19 protein-coding genes, 1 other RNA gene and 1 pseudogene are annotated in these 17442 nt (G+C 57.5%); 10 read left to right on the top strand and 11 right to left on the bottom strand.

Annotated elements, in window-relative coordinates; translation table 11 throughout:
- Positions 1 to 84 precede the first annotated feature (84 nt).
- Complete coding sequence (locus ACIGEK_RS09660) at positions 85 to 807, bottom strand: TetR family transcriptional regulator (RefSeq protein ID WP_397493136.1); 723 nt, start codon at positions 805 to 807, stop codon at positions 85 to 87.
- 115 nt (positions 808 to 922) lie between these two features.
- Here ACIGEK_RS09660 and ACIGEK_RS09655 point away from each other — a divergent pair, with 115 nt between their 5' ends.
- The 5 genes from ACIGEK_RS09655 (at position 923) to ACIGEK_RS09635 (ending at position 6047) form a co-directional block, all read left to right on the top strand.
- Positions 923 to 2476 (top strand): flavin-containing monooxygenase, encoded by a 1554-nt coding sequence (locus tag ACIGEK_RS09655; RefSeq protein ID WP_397493135.1) that lies wholly within the window; start codon positions 923 to 925, stop codon positions 2474 to 2476.
- Positions 2473 to 3357: an SDR family NAD(P)-dependent oxidoreductase gene (locus ACIGEK_RS09650; RefSeq protein WP_397493134.1), complete on the top strand. Its 885-nt coding sequence runs from the start codon at positions 2473 to 2475 to the stop codon at positions 3355 to 3357. The genes ACIGEK_RS09655 and ACIGEK_RS09650 overlap by 4 nt, the downstream gene beginning before the upstream one ends.
- 229 nt (positions 3358 to 3586) lie before the next feature.
- A complete protein-coding gene (locus ACIGEK_RS09645) occupies positions 3587 to 4036 on the top strand; it encodes a MarR family transcriptional regulator (protein WP_339412950.1) in 450 nt (149 codons plus the stop codon).
- Positions 4037 to 4549: 513 nt separating this feature from the next.
- The gene (locus ACIGEK_RS09640) at positions 4550 to 4978 is read left to right on the top strand and encodes an organic hydroperoxide resistance protein (protein WP_397493133.1); all 429 of its coding nucleotides are present in this window, start codon (positions 4550 to 4552) and stop codon (positions 4976 to 4978) included.
- Between the two features lie 52 nt (positions 4979 to 5030).
- Entirely contained in the window at positions 5031 to 6047 is a 1017-nt protein-coding gene (locus ACIGEK_RS09635) for an alpha/beta hydrolase (protein ID WP_397493132.1), read from the top strand.
- Positions 6048 to 6102: 55 nt separating this feature from the next.
- Here the strand turns inward: ACIGEK_RS09635 and ACIGEK_RS09630 are convergent, their stop codons facing one another.
- Together ACIGEK_RS09630 and ACIGEK_RS09625 are read right to left on the bottom strand one after the other, a co-directional pair.
- Positions 6103 to 6381 carry an antibiotic biosynthesis monooxygenase family protein gene (locus ACIGEK_RS09630; protein WP_397493131.1) on the bottom strand — a complete coding sequence of 93 codons (279 nt, stop codon included), beginning with the start codon at positions 6379 to 6381 and terminating at the stop codon, positions 6103 to 6105.
- 28 nt (positions 6382 to 6409) lie between these two features.
- Entirely contained in the window at positions 6410 to 7144 is a 735-nt protein-coding gene (locus ACIGEK_RS09625; protein WP_397493130.1) for an SDR family oxidoreductase, read from the bottom strand.
- A gap of 297 nt (positions 7145 to 7441) precedes the next feature.
- Here ACIGEK_RS09625 and ACIGEK_RS09620 point away from each other — a divergent pair, with 297 nt between their 5' ends.
- Together ACIGEK_RS09620 and ACIGEK_RS09615 are read left to right on the top strand one after the other, a co-directional pair.
- Positions 7442 to 8368: an AraC family transcriptional regulator N-terminal domain-containing protein gene (locus tag ACIGEK_RS09620; RefSeq protein ID WP_397493129.1), complete on the top strand. Its 927-nt coding sequence runs from the start codon at positions 7442 to 7444 to the stop codon at positions 8366 to 8368.
- Positions 8369 to 8695: 327 nt separating this feature from the next.
- Positions 8696 to 8908 (top strand): cold-shock protein, encoded by a 213-nt coding sequence (locus ACIGEK_RS09615; RefSeq protein ID WP_069516724.1) that lies wholly within the window; start codon positions 8696 to 8698, stop codon positions 8906 to 8908.
- 74 nt (positions 8909 to 8982) lie between these two features.
- Here ACIGEK_RS09615 and ACIGEK_RS09610 read toward each other — a convergent pair whose 3' ends face one another.
- The 4 genes from ACIGEK_RS09610 to dnaX form a co-directional block, all read right to left on the bottom strand.
- On the bottom strand, positions 8983 to 10131 hold the full coding sequence (locus ACIGEK_RS09610; protein ID WP_397493128.1) for an acyl-CoA dehydrogenase family protein: 1149 nt from the start codon (positions 10129 to 10131) through the stop codon (positions 8983 to 8985).
- A gap of 107 nt (positions 10132 to 10238) precedes the next feature.
- Entirely contained in the window at positions 10239 to 10838 is a 600-nt protein-coding gene (recR, locus tag ACIGEK_RS09605; RefSeq protein WP_289238368.1) for a recombination mediator RecR, read from the bottom strand.
- A gap of 144 nt (positions 10839 to 10982) precedes the next feature.
- Positions 10983 to 11309, bottom strand: a complete 327-nt coding sequence (locus tag ACIGEK_RS09600; RefSeq protein ID WP_090385942.1) for a YbaB/EbfC family nucleoid-associated protein — start codon at positions 11307 to 11309, stop codon at positions 10983 to 10985.
- A gap of 18 nt (positions 11310 to 11327) precedes the next feature.
- Positions 11328 to 13421 (bottom strand): DNA polymerase III subunit gamma/tau, encoded by a 2094-nt coding sequence (dnaX, locus tag ACIGEK_RS09595; protein ID WP_397493127.1) that lies wholly within the window; start codon positions 13419 to 13421, stop codon positions 11328 to 11330.
- A 461-nt stretch (positions 13422 to 13882) separates the two neighbouring features.
- Between dnaX and ACIGEK_RS09590 the strand changes: the two genes are divergently transcribed.
- Positions 13883 to 14104, top strand: a complete 222-nt coding sequence (locus ACIGEK_RS09590; RefSeq protein WP_090256116.1) for a hypothetical protein — start codon at positions 13883 to 13885, stop codon at positions 14102 to 14104.
- A gap of 70 nt (positions 14105 to 14174) precedes the next feature.
- On the top strand, positions 14175 to 14462 hold the full coding sequence (locus ACIGEK_RS09585; RefSeq protein ID WP_397493126.1) for a DUF3509 domain-containing protein: 288 nt from the start codon (positions 14175 to 14177) through the stop codon (positions 14460 to 14462).
- A 167-nt stretch (positions 14463 to 14629) separates the two neighbouring features.
- On the opposite strand, the gene ACIGEK_RS09580 is transcribed toward ACIGEK_RS09585, so the two are convergent.
- The 4 genes and pseudogenes from ACIGEK_RS09580 to ACIGEK_RS09565 form a co-directional block, all read right to left on the bottom strand.
- A complete protein-coding gene (locus ACIGEK_RS09580; protein ID WP_397493125.1) occupies positions 14630 to 14884 on the bottom strand; it encodes a DUF6538 domain-containing protein in 255 nt (84 codons plus the stop codon).
- An 80-nt stretch (positions 14885 to 14964) separates the two neighbouring features.
- An RNA gene (ffs, locus tag ACIGEK_RS09575) (signal recognition particle sRNA small type) lies at positions 14965 to 15061 on the bottom strand.
- 100 nt (positions 15062 to 15161) lie between these two features.
- Positions 15162 to 15941 carry a methyl-accepting chemotaxis protein gene (locus ACIGEK_RS09570; protein WP_397493985.1) on the bottom strand — a complete coding sequence of 260 codons (780 nt, stop codon included), beginning with the start codon at positions 15939 to 15941 and terminating at the stop codon, positions 15162 to 15164.
- A 78-nt stretch (positions 15942 to 16019) separates the two neighbouring features.
- Positions 16020 to 16796 (bottom strand): annotated as a pseudogene (locus ACIGEK_RS09565) (MCP four helix bundle domain-containing protein); the annotation flags it as partial.
- A 167-nt stretch (positions 16797 to 16963) separates the two neighbouring features.
- Here ACIGEK_RS09565 and ACIGEK_RS09560 point away from each other — a divergent pair.
- On the top strand, positions 16964 to 17242 hold the full coding sequence (locus ACIGEK_RS09560; protein WP_397493124.1) for an HU family DNA-binding protein: 279 nt from the start codon (positions 16964 to 16966) through the stop codon (positions 17240 to 17242).
- Positions 17243 to 17442 lie beyond the last annotated feature (200 nt).

Raw genomic sequence — 17442 nt, 5'->3', positions numbered from 1 at the left:
GGCCAAGCGTTAGAGTCGTGATGCCGATCTAGCATAACGCCAGCAGATGGCGCTGCCGTTGATTTGCCTCAGTTGCTGCCGCGCTTACTGCACAGGCAATTTTAGCTGCCCCAACCCCTGTAGCACGCTGGCCCCAGTAAACAACATAACGATCTGCTCTTCAGCCAACGCACAAATCGCCGCTTGCCGTTCGGGCTGGCCGATATAGTCCAGCGACAGCTGGAACAGGTTGCGACTGATCAGGTTTGATACCTGTAGCACCACTGCAGGGCTGACCACATCCGGCAACAGCTTGAAGGCCATGATGTCTGCTGCCATGTCCGCACCAAACTCATCCATCACCTCCTGCAGGGCCGTCCGCAACACCGCTGAGGCGCCGTGCAGCTCGCGCACTCCGATAATAAAGGCCTCAGGGTTCTGCGCGACGAAATCAAAGAACAGCTGCACAGTTTCATGGCATACCCGCCGACCGCGCTGCAGATCGATACCAAATAGCATCGAAGAGCTTGCCTGCGTCGATTGCACGGCCCGCTCGGCGGCCTCACGGCGCAGGTCGCGCAGCGGTTGACGCAGTTGGGTAGAGATTTGCCGGATCACGGTCAGGCCCAGGTCATCCACATCCTTAAAGTGTCGGTAGAAGGTATTGGGGTTCAGCCCAGCCTCACGCGCCAACTCGCGCAGGCCGAGATTGCTCAGGCTGCGGCTGGTTGAGGTGAGACGTAACGCGGCCTCCAGTAACAGGGTCTTGCCTGGGGCCTCGGTGGCTTTTTCCGCAGCGGGTGGCTGCTCGCCGACGGCTGTTTGCATGACGAACCCTACCTAAAAGTTGGCTTGTGAGAATGGCGCTTGCTGGCGAGTATACATTTGTCTACTTTGGTATACAGCTGTATACGCCAGCAATAAACATAACAGGAGCTTGGCCATGAATGCACCCGTCTCACCCCTTTCTGCCACTCGCCACTGCAAAGTGGCCATTATCGGCACGGGCTTCTCCGGCCTAGGCATGGCCATCCGCCTGAAGCAGGCCGGTGAACATGACTTTCTGCTGTTCGAGAAAGAAGCCGGCGTCGGCGGCACCTGGCGGGTCAACAACTACCCGGGCTGCGGCTGTGACGTGCAATCGCACCTGTATTCCTTTTCGTTTGAGCAGAACCCCAATTGGACGCGCATGTTCGCCAAGCAACCGGAGATCCAGGGCTATCTGGAAGGCTGCTGGAACAAGTACCGCCTGCAGAACCACACCCAGCTAAACACCGAGATCACCCGCCTGGCTTGGGATGAGCAGCAGGAGCTGTGGCAGATCAGTGACAGTGCCGGTAACAGCTACACCGCACAATTTGTGGTGTCCGGCATGGGCGCACTGTCCACCCCATCGATTCCGGCACTCAAGGGTCTGGGCGATTTCACCGGCAAGATCTTCCACTCACAGCAGTGGGACCACAGCTATGACCTGACCGGCAAGCGTATTGCGGTGATCGGTACCGGCGCGTCGTCGATCCAGTTTGTGCCGCAGATTCAGAAGCAGGTCAGCCAGCTTGACCTCTATCAGCGCACCGCACCGTGGATCATGCCCAAGCCGGACCGCGCCATCAGCGAGCGCGAACGCAACCGTTTCAAACGCTTCCCGCTGCTGCAGAAACTCTGGCGCGGCACCATCTACGCCCTGTTGGAAAGCCGGGTGATCGGCTTTGCCATGCTGCCCAAGGTGATGACCCTCGCGCAGAAAGTTGGCAAGTGGTACATCAATAAACAGATCAAGGATCCAGTTCTGCGCGCCAAGGTCACTCCGGATTACCTGATGGGCTGCAAGCGCGTGCTGATCTCCAACGATTACTTCCCGGCGCTGACTCAGCCCAACGTTGACCTGATCACCGACGGCATCGAGGAAATCCGCAGCGGCAGCATCCGCACCGTAGACGGTAAAGAGCGCGGGATCGATGCGATCATCTTCGGCACCGGCTTCACCCCAAGCGACCCACTGCCACGTGGCGTGGTGTTTGGTCGTGGTGGCGTTGACTTGCTCGACACCTGGCCGCAAGGCCCGCAGGCCTACAAAGGCACCCTCACCGCCGGCTTCCCCAACCTGTTCTTCCTGATGGGGCCAAACACCGGCCTTGGGCATAACTCGATGGTCTATATGATCGAGTCGCAGATCCATTACGTACTCGGCGCGCTCAAGCTGGTGGGTGAGCAAGACTTGCAAAGCCTGGAAGTCAAACAGGACGTACAAGATACCTTCAACGGCAAGCTGCAAGGCAGCCTGGATAACACCGTATGGAATGCCGGCGGCTGCATGAGCTGGTACCTGCATCCCGTTAGTGGGCGCAACTGCACAGTTTGGCCCGGCTTCACCTGGCGCTTCCGCCTGCTGACGCGCAACTTTGACCCAGCGGCCTATCATTTCAGCCGCAAGCACGCGGCACACCCGGCGCAGAACAGCGCTATCCAGTTGACTGCCCAGGAGGCCAGCGCATGAAGTCGTTTGAAAACAAGGTAGCCGCCATCACCGGCGCAGGTTCCGGCATCGGCCGCGCCCTGGCCTTCGGTCTGGCCCGTCAGGGTTGCCAGCTGGCGCTCTCCGATGTGAATGCCGAGGGCCTGGCGGAAACCGCTGCCCAGGCGCGCAAGCTCGGTGTGCAGGTCAGCGAAACCCTGGTCAACGTCGCCGACCGTGAGGCCGTACATGCCTGGGCAGACCAGGTGGTAGCCGAATTCGGCCGGGTCAACGCGATCTTCAACAATGCCGGCGTGGCCCAGGGCGGCACCGTGGAAGGCAATGACTACGCCGACTACGAGTGGATCATGAACATCAATTTCTGGGGCGTGATCAACGGCACCAAGGCCTTCCTGCCGCATATCAAAGCCAGCGGCCAGGGCCATATCGTCAACGTCTCCAGCGTGTTCGGCCTGTTCGCTCAACCGGGCATGAGCGCCTACAACGCCAGCAAGTTCGCCGTGCGCGGCTTTACCGAATCCTTGCGCCAGGAGCTGGACATGGCCAATTGCGGTGTGTCGGCCAGCTGCGTGCACCCAGGCGGGATCAAGACCAACATCGCCAAAACCGCACGAATGCACGCCAGCCTGAGCAGCGTCACGGGCCAGGATGCCGACAAGGCGCGTGAACAGTTCAACGACCAGTTGCTGCGCACCACGCCGGAAAAAGCCGCTCAGGTGATCATCAACGGCGCATTGGCAAACAAGCGGCGCATCCTGATCGGCCCCGATGCCTATGCCCTGGATGGCATGCAGCGCCTGTTTCCAGCGTTCTATCAGCGCCTTGTGACTGCATCAATGCGCCTGGCTGCTCGTTTTGCACCGAAAGGCTCAAGCAAGAAAACCCAGGCTGCCGTGGAGTAATCGGCTAGCGCCCAAGCCCCAGCGCCGCAGGTGTCTGGGGCTTTTTTATGCCTGCCATCCCTGGCAGCCACCCTTCGGGCCGTCGCTATGCAACGTTAGAAATGGCTCCCGGCCATTTTTTATGCCTGACATTCGCCAGCCGAAGATGAACGCACTGCGCATTCAATTGGCATAACAGTAGTTAGCGCGATAAATTGTCGCCAACTGTCCTATGCCGCTGGAGAACGCCATGACCACGCAAGACCCTTGCGCCGAACTGCTGCTCGATAACCAGCTGTGCTTTGCCCTGTATTCGACCTCGCTGCTGCTGACCAAGGTCTACAAGCCGCTGTTACAGGAGCTAGGGCTGACCTACCCACAGTACCTGGCGATGATGGTGCTCTGGGAAGGCGACGGCATCACCGTGGGCGACATCAGCAGCCGTCTGCTGACCGACCCTGGCTCCGTCACTCCGCTGCTCAAACGCCTGGAAGCCGAAGGCTTGCTCAAGCGCACCCGCAGCAGTGTCGACGAACGCGTGGTTGAACTGTTCCTCACCGACAAAGGCCGCGACCTGCGCGAACAGGCCAAGCGCATTCCCAGCTGCATCCTTACCGCCACCCAGCAATCCGCTGCGGAACTCGGCGCCCTGAAAGCTGAGCTGGTCGCCCTGCGCAGCAGCCTGCAACAAGCCGTTTAGGGACCTAGGCGACAGACCTGTCGCTCGCCCCAGCGGGGTCGTCGCACAAACCGCGTCACGCTCCTCGTCACCTCCCAGTTCCGTACAACAATTTCACCCGCCACCACTCTCGTAAACATCACGCAACAGCCCGCCAATCCTCGCTTATGCCCGAACAAATCAGCGCTTATCGCTAAATGCTCAAAAATATAGCTTGCGCGCTAAATTAATGCGCACTAGAGTTCGCCCCATGGAACTGATTAGCGCACAAAACATTAGCGCGAAAAGACCACGAAGACATGCAGTTGTCTTCATCCAACCCAACAACCCTGACATTCATGGAGCACCGTTATGAAAACCCTGATCGCTTTCACCGCCCTGCTCGCTCTTTCCGCCCCGGTTCTGGCTGACGACAGCCAGGCAGATGGCAAAGGCCTTTACCCAAGCTGGCTGATCAACCACGAAGGTTGATCGCCACCTGACACAGCAACGCTTTAAACAAACCATCCCAAACAGCTCCAGAGGATTACCACCATGTCGATTCAAACCATTGCTTACCGTGCCTATGCAGAAGCCACCGGCGGCCGTGATGGCCGTGCCATCTCCTCCGACGGCGTACTCGACGTCGCCCTGACCACCCCGAAAGAACTCGGCGGTGCTGGCGGCGCGGGCTCTAACCCCGAGCAGCTGTTCGCTGCCGGCTACTCAGCCTGCTTTATCGGCGCGATGAAATTCGTTGCCGGCCGCGACAAGCTGGCGATGCCAGCAGGCGCCTCAATTGAAGGTGTAGTAGGCATCGGCGCGATCCCCAACGGTTTCGGCATCGAAGTCGAGCTGCGCATCAGCTTGCCAGGCATGGACCGCGAGCAAGCGCAGACCCTGATCGACCGTGCACACATCGTCTGCCCTTACTCCAACGCCACCCGCGGCAATATCGACGTCACCCTGACGCTGCTCGACTAACCCACCACTCATCCGGCCGCTGCCAGCCAGCGGCCCACCCAGGAGGCTGCACATGAACATCAAACACAGTTTGTCGATCGCCGTACTCGCCCTTGCCGTCAACAGCGCGTTTGCCGCTGGTAGCCCCGGGGTGGAACGCAATACCCAAGGTTTCCTCAATGCCCTCGCAGCTGGCGGTGGCAAGCCCCTCGAAAAACTGAGCCCGAAAGATGCCCGCGCCGTATTGGTCGGCGCACAGGCCGGGGTCAAGATCGATGTATCGGGCATTAAAGTGGCCGACAAGACCATCGAGGTCGATGGCCAGACGATCCAGCTCAAAGTCGTGCGCCCGGCGGATGCCCAGGGCACGCTGCCGGTCTTCATGTTCTTCCACGGTGGCGGCTGGGTGCTGGGCGATTACCCGACCCACGAACGCCTGATCCATGATCTGGTGGTAGGCTCTGGCGCGGCAGCGGTGTATGTCGATTACACCCCATCACCGGAAGCCAAGTACCCGACCGCGATCAACCAGGCCTACGCCGCAACCCAATGGGTGGCGCAGAACGGCGCGCAGATTGGTGTCGACGGCAAGCGTCTGGCAGTGGCCGGCAACAGTGTGGGCGGCAACATGGCCGCGGTGGTCAGCCTGATGGCCAAGGACAAAGGCACCCCGGCGATCAAGTTCCAGCTGCTGATGTGGCCGGTAACCGACGCCAACTTCAACAACGCCTCCTATAACCAGTTCGCCGACGGCCACTTCCTCAGCAAAAGCCTGATGCAATGGTTCTGGGACAACTACACCACTGATCCAAAACAGCGCGCCGAAATCTACGCCTCACCGCTGCAGGCACCGGTGGAGCAATTGAACGGCTTGCCGCCGGCCCTGGTGCAAACCGCCGAGTTCGACGTACTGCGTGATGAAGGCGAGGCATACGCACGCAAGCTGGACGCGGCTGGGGTCAACGTCACCTCCGTGCGCTACAACGGCATGATCCATGACTTCGGCCTGCTCAACGTGATCAGCCAGATACCCGGTACGCAAAGCGCCATGCAGCAAGCTGCAGCAGCGCTGAAAGCCAACCTCAAGTAACCCGCGTCACAACAAAACGCCCCGACGCGCTTAGCGTGCCGGGGCGTTCTGCTGTTCAAACGGCCTGGCATTGCAGGCTACGCAGCAGGCCTTGCTGCAAAGCCTGATCGAGCGTCTGCTGCAACAGCGGCGTGGCGAAGAACGCCTGCATCGCCGCAGCCGATTGCCAGCGACTTTCCAGCATCCACTGCGCCGCATCATCTGGCACCTGCCGCACCTCTATACCCAGACAACCCGCCATGGCTGGAACTGACCCACGCAGGTCATCCAGACACAACCCCAATTGCTCAGTACGCCCACGCGCTGCGTGCAACACAGCGGTATGACTAAACATCGCTAACCCCTCCAGATGGACGACTTTATTAAGCGCTGGCGGTAGGCCGCACGATTAGCTCGCTAACATCAACATCCGCTGGTTGCTCGACGGCATAGGCAACAGCGCGAGCAATCGCATCCGGGGTAATGGCAACTTTTCGATAAGCCTTCATTGCCTCACGGCTTGGCGCATCTGAAATGCTCTCGGCCAGTTCCGACTCAACCACGCCCGGCGACACCTGGGTGACGCGAATATCTCCGCCCACTTCCTGGCGCAAACCTTCAGAGATGGCGCGAACGGCGTATTTGGTCGCGCAATACACCGCAGCAGTCGGAACCACGCGGTAGGCTCCAATGGAGGCAATATTGACGATCTGTCCACTGCGTTGACGCTGCATCACCGGCAACGCAGCAGCGATACCGTGCAGAACGCCGCGAATATTCACGTCGATCATACGGTTCCACTCATCCACCTTCAGCACATCCAGGCGCGACAGCGGCATGACTCCAGCGTTGTTGACCAACACATCAACGCGGCCGTACTGCGCGAGAGCCGCGTCGACAAACGCTTGGGTATCGGTCTGACTGGTCACGTCCAGGCTACGGTAATCCGCGTTACCGCCTGCTTCGCGGATTTCGCCAACCAACTGCTCCAGGCGCTCGGTACGACGAGCGCCTAACAGCAGTTGTGCGCCCTTCTCGGCCAGCAAGCGCGCACAGGCCTCGCCGATACCACTGCTGGCGCCGGTGATCAGAATGACTTTGTCTTGGATATTCAACATGGCCGAATCCTCTGCGGGTAAGCGGTAAGGGCTACCGCGACAGCAACAGATTCAGCGAGATGACGTTCTTAGGGTTAGACGATTACTGGCGAATTATTGCCTAAACCTGCAACTATCAAATTAGGAACAGCTCACTAGACGCAATCCACAAACAGCCCAGCATTACGCTGAAAGCCCATGAATATTAGCTACTTGCCTATTACTAGCGAATTATTGCCTGATCCTGCAACGCATTCTGAGCAGCGCTGACTTGCCTGAAAAACCGGGATAATCTGCAAGCCAGCAGCAGGAGCCTCCATGACATCATCTATCAGCCCCTTCGTCCTCGACGACAACCTGGCGCTGCGCCAAGCCGAACTGGCCGCGCTGATCCAACGTCAGTGCCCGGCTGATGGCCTGCATAACAGCGCCATTGCCGGCCTCGACCTGGCCTGCGCGACACAGCCCAGCCTGCCCGTACCGACGCTGTACCGACCGTGCCTGTGCATCATTGCCCAGGGCCGCAAGGATGTGCGCCTAGGTGATGAGCAGTACACCTATGACCCGCTCAACTATTTGGTGGCATCCGTCACTCTGCCGGTTACCGGCCAGGTGATCGGCGCAACCCCCGAGCAGCCCTACCTGAGCCTGCGCTTGGAGATTGATCCAGCGCTGATCACCAGCCTGATCGCCGACATAGGCCCGATTGGCGTGCCCAATCCCGGGCCACGTCGAGCGCTTTACCTCGATCGCCTCGATACTCAGTTGCTCGACGCTGTGCTGCGACTGCTGCGCCTGTTGGAAACCCCGCGCGATATCGCCATGCTTGCGCCGCTGGCCCAGCGCGAGATTTTCTACCGCCTGCTACACAGTCCGCAGGGCCATCGCCTGCACGAAATCGCCATCGCTGACAGCCAGGGCCAGCGCATCAACCGAGCCATCGAATGGTTGAATCTGCATTTCGATCAACCCCTGCGCATCGAGGACTTGGCCCGCGAGGCCAACCTCAGCACCTCAACCCTGCATCACCGCTTCAAAGCCGTCACCGCTCTCAGTCCGCTGCAGTACCAGAAGCAGCTACATCTGCAGGAAGCGCGGCGCCTGATGCTCTGCGAAGGGCTGGAAGCGGCTTCAGCCAGTTACCGCGTCGGCTATGAAAGCCCGTCGCAGTTCAGCCGCGAATACAGCCGCCTGTTCGGCGCGCCACCGCTGCGCGACCTGGCCCGCCTGCGCAGTTCGGCATAAAACGGTGAAAGCAGACTGAAAACGCCCCGACACTTTTCGAAAGCAACAGGGCGTTCTACTTGGGTCAAATTACCGATCAGCAAGCAAAACTGGCCAGAATCCGTGACCGGCAACAGCAATTAACAGATGTTTAATCGCCCTGCAGCCCATACAAATAGGGCCTTGGCGGATTATCAGCAGAGAAAATTATGAATAATTAACGTTAAACCCAACACTTCCCGTAAAAACGGCCTATTATGGCTGAGCTGACTTGTAGTTATCAGCAAAACCGCATAGGTGCTATGAGCACTCTGGCACCGCACTTCGTATCGATTTAAGAGACACACCATGGCAAATCGCGAAACTGGCACCGTCAAATGGTTCAACGATGAGAAAGGCTTCGGCTTCATTACCCCGACTAACGGCGGCGATGACCTCTTCGTTCACTTTAAAGCCATCCAAAGCGACGGTTTCAAAAGCCTGAAAGAAGGCCAGACTGTAACCTACGTGGCCGCTCGCGGTCAGAAAGGTATGCAAGCTGAAGAGGTACAGGTGGCTTAAGCCCCTGTCCTGCTTTAAAACAAACCCCGCGCTCGCGGGGTTTGTTTTATCTGGCGTTTGTAAAACCTGCCTTTCTATAAGCCCATCTGCTTGCTGATGATCTCGTTCATGATTTCACGCGAGCCACCACCAATCGACAGAATGCGGTTATCACGGTACAGCCGCTCCACCAGGCTCTCACGCATATAACCCATGCCGCCCATGATCTGCACGGCGTCGTAGGTCAGTCGATCGGCAATATCAGTGGCGAAGTTCTTGGCCATGGATATTTCCTTGATCACGCTTTTACCCGCAGCCATCTTCGCCGCTTGCCGATAGGTAAAGTCGCGCGACACTTCAAGCTGGGTCGCCATCTCCGCCAGACGATGTTTGAGCACCTGGAACTTGCCGATAGGCTTGCCAAACGCTTCGCGCTCTTTGGCCCATTTCAGCGCTTCCTCAAGCGCCAACTGCGCCGTCATATTGGCCATGATCGCCAGCGACAAACGCTCACTCTGGAAATTTGCCATGATGCAGGCAAAGCCCATGTTCTCAACACCGATCAGATTGCCTACAGGCACTCTGCAGTCGTCGAAGAACAGCTCCGCCGTATCCGACGCCCACCAGCCCATCTTCTTCAGCTTGCGCCCTACGGTGAAACCAGGTGTACCCTTCTCCACCAGCAACAGACTGACACCACCAAAACCATCGCCACCGGTACGCACAGCAACCGTGTAGTAATCGGCACGTACACCGCTGGTGATAAAAGTTTTGCTGCCGCTAACGCGATAGAAGTCGCCGTCTAGCACTGCGCGAGTTTTCAGATTGGCCACATCAGAGCCACCGGAAGGCTCGGTCACCGCCAGCGCCATGATCTTCTCACCCGCCAACACCTGCGGCACGATGCGCTCGCGCAACTCCGGCTTGGCCCACTTCACCACGGGCGGCAAACCAATATCCAGCGAGCCGAGCCCGGCCACCAGGCCACCAGAACCTGAGCGCATCAACTCCTCGCTGGCCGCGACCTTGGCAAACACATCACCTTCATGACTGCCGCCAAAAACTTCCGGGTAACCAATCCCGAGAATCCCCGCAGCACCAGCCTTGAGATAGAGTTCGCGAGGAAACTCTTCAGCCTCCTCCCAATCATTGATATGCGGCAGAATTTCACGTTCGACAAAACGCCTGACCGAATCACGTACCAACTGATGCGATTCGTCGAAATATTCCTGAAGGGCAGACATGAGGTATTCCCACTGAGGTTTCAGGGAAATTACCAAGCGCTTGCTTGGTTTACAAGAAGAGGATTACGCCATGCGCAAGGGCGATCAAGCCGCTTGAACTCATAAGCCTAGAGCTGGATAGGTCGACGCCCTGCAATCGAGTGCGCCAAGGTGCCACCATCAACTAACTCCAGCTCACCGCCCAGCGGCATGCCATGGGCAATGCGCGAGGCAATCAGGCCTTTGCCTGCTAGCAGCTGAGCGATGTAATGCGCGGTTGCCTCGCCTTCCACCGTCGGGTTAGTGGCCAAAATCACCTCGGTAAAACTGCCTGCAGCGATACGCGCTAACAACTCGGGAATGCCAATCGCTTCCGGGCCCAAGCCATCGAGCGGCGACAAATGCCCCTTGAGCACAAAGTAGCGACCGCGAAACCCGGTATGCTCGACCGCATACACATCCATAGGCCCTTCGACCACGCACAAAAGGCTGTCATCGCGTCGCGGATCCAGACACAGCTGACACACCTCGTCCTCGCTTAGGCTGCGGCACTGCTTACAGTGGCCAACCCCTTCCATCGCCTGCGTCAGCGCCTGGGCCAGGCGTAAGGCGCCGGAGCGATCACGCTCAAGCATCTGCAATGCCATACGCTGAGCAGTCTTCTGTCCAACGCCGGGAAGAATGCGCAAAGAATCGATCAGGTGGCGGATCAGTGGACTGAAACTCATTGGAGAAATACTCGACGGCTACAACTCTTACCAACAAAACCCTATCGGGCTATTGAGCCCTGACAGAGCAAGGCACAGTCGGCGTGGGCTGAGGATACCCACACCGACTCCCAGCGCTGCAATGCAGCGCCGGCGGATGACCGCTTAGAAGGGCATTTTGAAGCCTGGTGGCAACTGCATACCGGCAGTCATACCGGACATCTTGTCCTGGCTGTTCTGCTCAACCTTACGCACGGCATCGTTTACCGCTGCTGCGATAAGGTCTTCAAGGATCTCCTTGTCTTCCTGCATCAGACTGTCGTCCAAGCTGACACGCTTGACGTCGTGACGCCCAGTCATGACCACGCTGACCAGCCCAGCACCGGATTGACCGGTTACTTCGGCGTTCGCCAGCTCTTCCTGCATCTTCTGCATTTTTTCCTGCATCTGCTGAGCCTGCTTCATCAGGCCGGCCATGCCACCTTTCATCATGGTGTAAGTCCTCGGTAATTAGGGGTTAACTGGAGTATCCAGGGGCTCAATGCTGTCCGCGCGGATAACCGCGGCGAACTGCTGAATCATTTGTTGAATAACCGGGTCCTGATGGATTGAGGCTTCGGCCTCACGCTGGCGATTGGCCCGCTTATGCGCCGCTGCCTGCGCCGGTGTTTCCTGCTCAGGTTTGCACAACTCGATCAACACCTTGAGCTTGCGCCCGTGGAACTGATTGAGCGCATCATTCAGGCGTCGCTGCTGGGTTGAGTTGAACAGCGCTGAATGCGCAGGATCCAGGTGCAGCAACCAATTATCACCCTCAGCACTTATTAGGGTGCAGTTAGCCCCGATGCTGGCGGTCATTCCGGACAAGCCGAGCTTCGGGAACAGCTCCAGCCAATCTGCCGCCAGCCCGGTCGCCGGTTGCGCCGCCGGCAAGACTTCAGGCTCGGCAGATGCGGCACGCTCTACTGCATCAAAGTCGTAATCAAACGCTTCGGCGTCCATTTCGACATAGTCGTAGTCACTCAGTGGCGGCTCATCGTCATCCACATCAGCTAGAGGCACAGACTCGGTCGACTGCAATTCAAGCGCTGCTGGCTGCACTGCCTCAGTAATCGCTTCGGGAGCAATAGGCGCGACTGGTTCAGCCGCTTCAGCAACGGGCGCTCGAACCTGCTCTTCCCAGGGCAGATCAACTACAGCAGCGACTGCAGGTGCAGGTGCAGGTGCAGGTGCAGGTGCAGGTGCAATTTCGACCGGAGAAGACTGCACCGCAACCGATTCCATAATTTTAGGTTCTGCCTGTACTTGCGGAGTTACGGCAGCCGGTATTTCAGGCACTACTACAGGCGCGACAGGGGTCGCCTCTGCAACAGGTGCAGGCTGCGCCACAGGGGAAGACACTACAGGAACACTAACCGGTGCAACGATAGCCGCACCGGCCACTGGGTTCGTCGCGGGATCAGCAGTGGCCTGGCTAATCCCCAGCGGCTTTAGCGCCACCCTCGGCGCATCGTGGGTATCCGCCGGGCGGAATGCCAACATACGCAACAGCACCATCTCGAAGCCGCTGCGTGGGTCGGGCGACAACGGCAAATCGCGTCGCCCAATCAAACCCATCTGATAATAAAATTGCACGTCTTCGCTAGGCAGAACCCGAGCCAGTTCAAGCACCCGTTCACGATCACCCTGGCCGTTATCCACCGCCTCGGGCAGCGCCTGGGCAATGGCTACTCGGTGCAGCACATTAAGCATCTCGGACAACACGCCATTCCAATCCGGTCCCTGCTCAGCCAGATGCCGTACAGCCTCAATCAAACCGCGCGCATCACCCTCCAGCAGGGCATGCAACACTCCATAGACCTGGCCATGGTCGAGCGTACCGAGCATGGCGCGCACATCGGCGGCCAGCACCTTACCCTCACCAAAAGCAATTGCCTGATCGGTTAAACTCATCGCGTCGCGCATCGAGCCATCGGCCGCGCGGCCGAGCAACCAGAGCGCATCATTTTCAAACGGGATATTTTCCGCTGCCAGAACATGCGTGAGGTGGTCAACCACCCGTTCCGGCGGCATGTTCTTCAGCGAGAACTGCAGGCAGCGCGACAACACCGTGACCGGCAGCTTCTGCGGATCCGTAGTCGCCAGGAGGAATTTGACGTGGGGCGGAGGCTCTTCCAGAGTCTTCAGCAGCGCATTGAAGGAGCTGGTTGAGAGCATGTGTACTTCGTCGATCAGGTAGACCTTGAAGCGCCCACGGCTCGGTGAATACTGCACGTTGTCGAGCAACTCGCGGGTATCTTCAACCTTGGTTCGGCTGGCAGCATCGACTTCGATCAGGTCGATAAAGCGGCCTTCATCAATCTCTTTGCAAATCGAACAGACACCGCAAGGCGTCGAGCTGATACCCGTCTCGCAATTCAGGCACTTGGCAATAATCCGCGCAATCGTGGTTTTACCCACACCACGGGTACCCGTGAACAAATAGGCATGGTGCAGTCGCTGGCTATCGAGCGCATTGATCAGCGCCTTGAGCACATGAGTCTGGCCTACCATTTCGTTGAACGAGCGCGGACGCCACTTGCGTGCAAGAACCTGATAACTCATCGAAACCCGTCACGAGAGGAAAGCAAAAGTGGGGCTAATCCTAACGGAGCATGGGGCAAATTGCATCTGATGCGCAGCCCACTATGGCCAGCCTGCAGCATTGCTTGCAAATTAACTGGCGAAAAATTAACCAGACGGGTATCATCCGCCCCGTTCGTACCACGCTGTAAGTCAATCAGGCCTTTTGGCCCCCTCGATGGTTTCCAGGTAAGAGCGCATCACCTACGGGTAATGCCGCACAGCTCTAACCCATATCCCAACCTGCTGACTGATCTGGCCGTCCCGCGCAAGCGCTGACTCAAGCCCGCCTCCGACGTACCGACCCGCACACCGTAACCATCATGGGAACTTGTGCGCGCAGTCCAGCTCCTATCTGCACATGCAATCGACACATTAAGTCGACAGCCTGGAGCTTTATTTAGCGCAATGACGCGCCCGCTGTTTTAGGAAACACCCAAAAAATGAACACTCAACACCAAATTCAGGATGCCATTCGCACCCTCTCCAGTGCATTTGCACCGTTTGACTGCCGCATCCTGGCTGCTCGCAAAGGCAGCTTCAGCTTCACTATCGTTAACGATGCCGGCATCGCCAAGCACAGCCAGCGCCTGTACCCAGGCCAGTACAGTGGTGCACACCTTGAGCAGGTTATCGAGCGCGCCCGACAGTCACTGACTGCCTGATGAATGGGATCTGCGAACCATCGAGCATCTTCGAGGTCTGAAGCTATCAACCTCAGGATGGAGCATGGTCATGGACAACATTAACCGCGAACTCGTTGAACAGCTGTTTGCCCCGCTGCGCGCTACTTTCAGCCAGCCCCGCCCCGACGGCGGGGTTGTTCTCTCGCTGCTGGATGCTAGCGACGCAACCGCGTACAGCCGCGTACTCAGCGCATCTCAACGCACTGACCCGCAAGCCTTCGCCCAAAGCTTGGAAGATATCCGCCTGGAACTTGCCATGCGCTCCGGCAGCATCCCAGCGGATATGCGTAAAGCATTGAAGGAACAGGACAGCGTGCTTAGCTACCACACAAGCTAAGAATGCTCAGCGCCCTGCAGGCAAGGAACCTGAGACTAGGTCGCTATTCGCACGTATACGGACAACTGAGGTGCCTCAGGCAGCGACACCAATGGACCCGCAGCCAATACTCCATTGTGACATTGCTACTGAGGCACCCAGACGCCAGGCGCCAAGCTAGCGAGTCTTCACGCCGCTGACTCCCACACACCTCGCAAGCGGCCAACTGACGGCCTGATACCTTGAAACGCCTCGCTGAAAAGCCGCTGAACCTGCAGCAATAGCTCACGCCCACGTATCAGGGCTTCGCGTCTGCAGCGGGCCTGAAGAAAACGACGTATATCCCTGCGATGAAACAACAGGCGAATGACGTCAGGCGCCACGATTCGGAAGTAATAGACCGAGCGGCGAGATAACAGGAGATAGGTTGGGACGGCCGACACGGTTGTATCACTCCTTGTACCACCGCGTGGCTTGGAGTGAAGAACCTTTATAAATCAACCAGATACAAGACTGGAGGCAACCCCACCAGCCACACCCCGGCACACAATGTCCCCGCTGTGGCTGCTTCCTTCCGGATCTGACCAGGTTCACAGGTAATCGTTGCGGGGGGACCGGCAGGGCCACCATAACGCAGCTCGCCAGAAGCGAGCCGCGCCATTGTACCGGCTTAAACCGAAGTTACAACCGCTTCAAACACTTAGCCCATCGAAACGCACATTAGACATGAAACCGACCAACCAGCTTGCTCAACCCATGCGACAACTCAGATAGCCGCTGACTGGCTTGAGCACTCTGTTCAGAGGTTTGCGCCGCCTCATTGGACAAGTCACGAATGTCACTGATATTGCGTGCAATCTCTTCGGTCACACTGCTCTGCTCTTCGCAGGCTGTTGCGATCTGCGCGGTCATGTCGTTAATACGCTGCACAGAGTCACTGGTATCAGTAAGCGCCTGATCCACTCCGGCCGCCTGCTCGACACTTTGCCTTGCCTTAGTGCTCCCAGAATGAGTAGCTTTAACCGCATTCTGCACACCGACTTGCAAGCGCTCGATCATCACCTGAATGTCTTTGGTCGACTCCTGCGTACGCGCAGCTAATGCGCGTACCTCATCAGCTACAACCGCAAAACCGCGCCCCTGCTCTCCGGCACGTGCAGCCTCAATAGCAGCATTTAGTGCCAATAAGTTGGTTTGCTCTGCTATACCCCTGATAACAGCCAATACCGCACCAATATTAGATGCCTCTTGCTCAAGGGTCTGAATGGTTGCCGATGCACTTTCGACTTCTTGCGCCAACTGGCGAATCGAGCTGATCGTGGCGCTTACCACCTGCGCACCGTCTCGTGACTGCGCCTCAGCATTACGAGCAGCATCAGCTGCATTTTGCGCATTACGCGCCACCTCATGCACCGCAGAACTCATCTCCGTTGCAGCTGTACTGACCTGATCGACTGCTGCGTGCTCACTGCTAATCAACCGATCATTAGATGCGGCCATTCCCGCCAGGCTTTGCGCAGAACTTTCAACTTCCCCGGTAACTCGCCCGACCTCCTTGATTAACGGCTGCAACTTATCGAGAAAGCGGTTGAACGCGTGACTGAGCTTACCCAACTCATCATTAGACAAAACGTCCAGACGCACTCGCAAATCGCCATCACCATCCGCAATCTGCTCGATACGATTAAGCAGATTATGCAAAGGTCCGGTTACTAGAATTGGAAAGCCAACCACTAGCACAAGGCAAACCCCCAAGCCGATCGCAATAATCACGCCCTGCTGCCAGCTCAAGGTTTCACCCAGCTTAATAGCTGCCACTCCTTCAGCATTAGCTGCCGCATCATCCATCTCACCCAGCTTGTCGATAGCAGTACGCATCGCCTCGAACTGCTCTTCACTGCCGCCAAAACTCAAGACACTGGCTGCCTCGGGATCACTAGTAGCCAACTGCAAGACCTTTTGCGAAGTAGACTTCCACCGCTCAAAACCCGCATCGAATTGCGCGACCAATTGCATCGCTTCGTCACCTGGCCGCATGTCCGCGAATTTATGTACGCGGTCATAAGCCTGCTGCAGGTTTTCTGCATGCGCAGCAGTCAACACTTCAGCATACGCACTCGCCCCCTCATCAAGTAAGCTGCGCTCGGCAACAAAGGCCTGATAAAGATCACGATCGGCATTCAGCAAAAAACTGATGCCAGGCAAAAAGCGATTTGTCAGTTTCGCACTTGAGTCTGCAACTTGGGTGATGCCTCGCATCCCCAAAACTCCCATAGAAACCAACAAAACAGCCAGCAGCAGAATCGGTAGCGCAATTTTCCAACGAAATCCTAAATCAGCGAAGGCACGAAGCATGCTGGCTCTCCAGGACAATGGCCAAAATGGCCAAGTAGCATCAGCATAGACTACCGATGGCAGAGCGGAAGAAAGCTCTTCTCCATACCACGCCCATCTCAATGGCTTGTGGCACACTTGCGGCACGACCCCTATAAGCCCCCATATCCTTAGCAAGGAGCACCACCATGCCGATAACCAAAGACCAACTGATCAGCGATATTGCAGAAGCGATAGACACACCGAAAAGTACCGTACGCGCCGCACTCGAACAGCTGAGTGAAATCGTCAGTGATGCACTGGAAAACAATGACGAAATCACTCTACCGGGTATTGGCAAATTCAAAGTAAACGAACGCCCTGCGCGTATCGGTCGTAACCCCCAAACAGGGCAAGCGTTGCAAATTGCAGCAAAGAAAATTATTAAATACGTACCGGCAAAAGCACTGACCGACGCAATCAACTGATTATTCCAGCGCGCTCTTACGTGCGCGCCTTGACCGTAGAAATCTTCCCAGAGATAAGGCTTGCCTGTGCGCAGCTTGTTTTTGGCGCACAAAGTAAAACCCCCGACCAGTTTCCTGATCGGGGGTTTTGGTATAGGTGCTTGACGATGACCTACTCTCACATGGGGAAACCCCACACTACCATCGGCGATGCATCGTTT

Origin of the sequence: Pseudomonas sp. NPDC079086 (assembly GCF_044542155.1) — a bacterium.
Lineage (GTDB): Bacteria > Pseudomonadota > Gammaproteobacteria > Pseudomonadales > Pseudomonadaceae > Aquipseudomonas.
The sequence above is the reverse complement of the archived record's forward strand: the minus strand, read 5'-3'. Positions and strand labels throughout refer to the sequence as shown.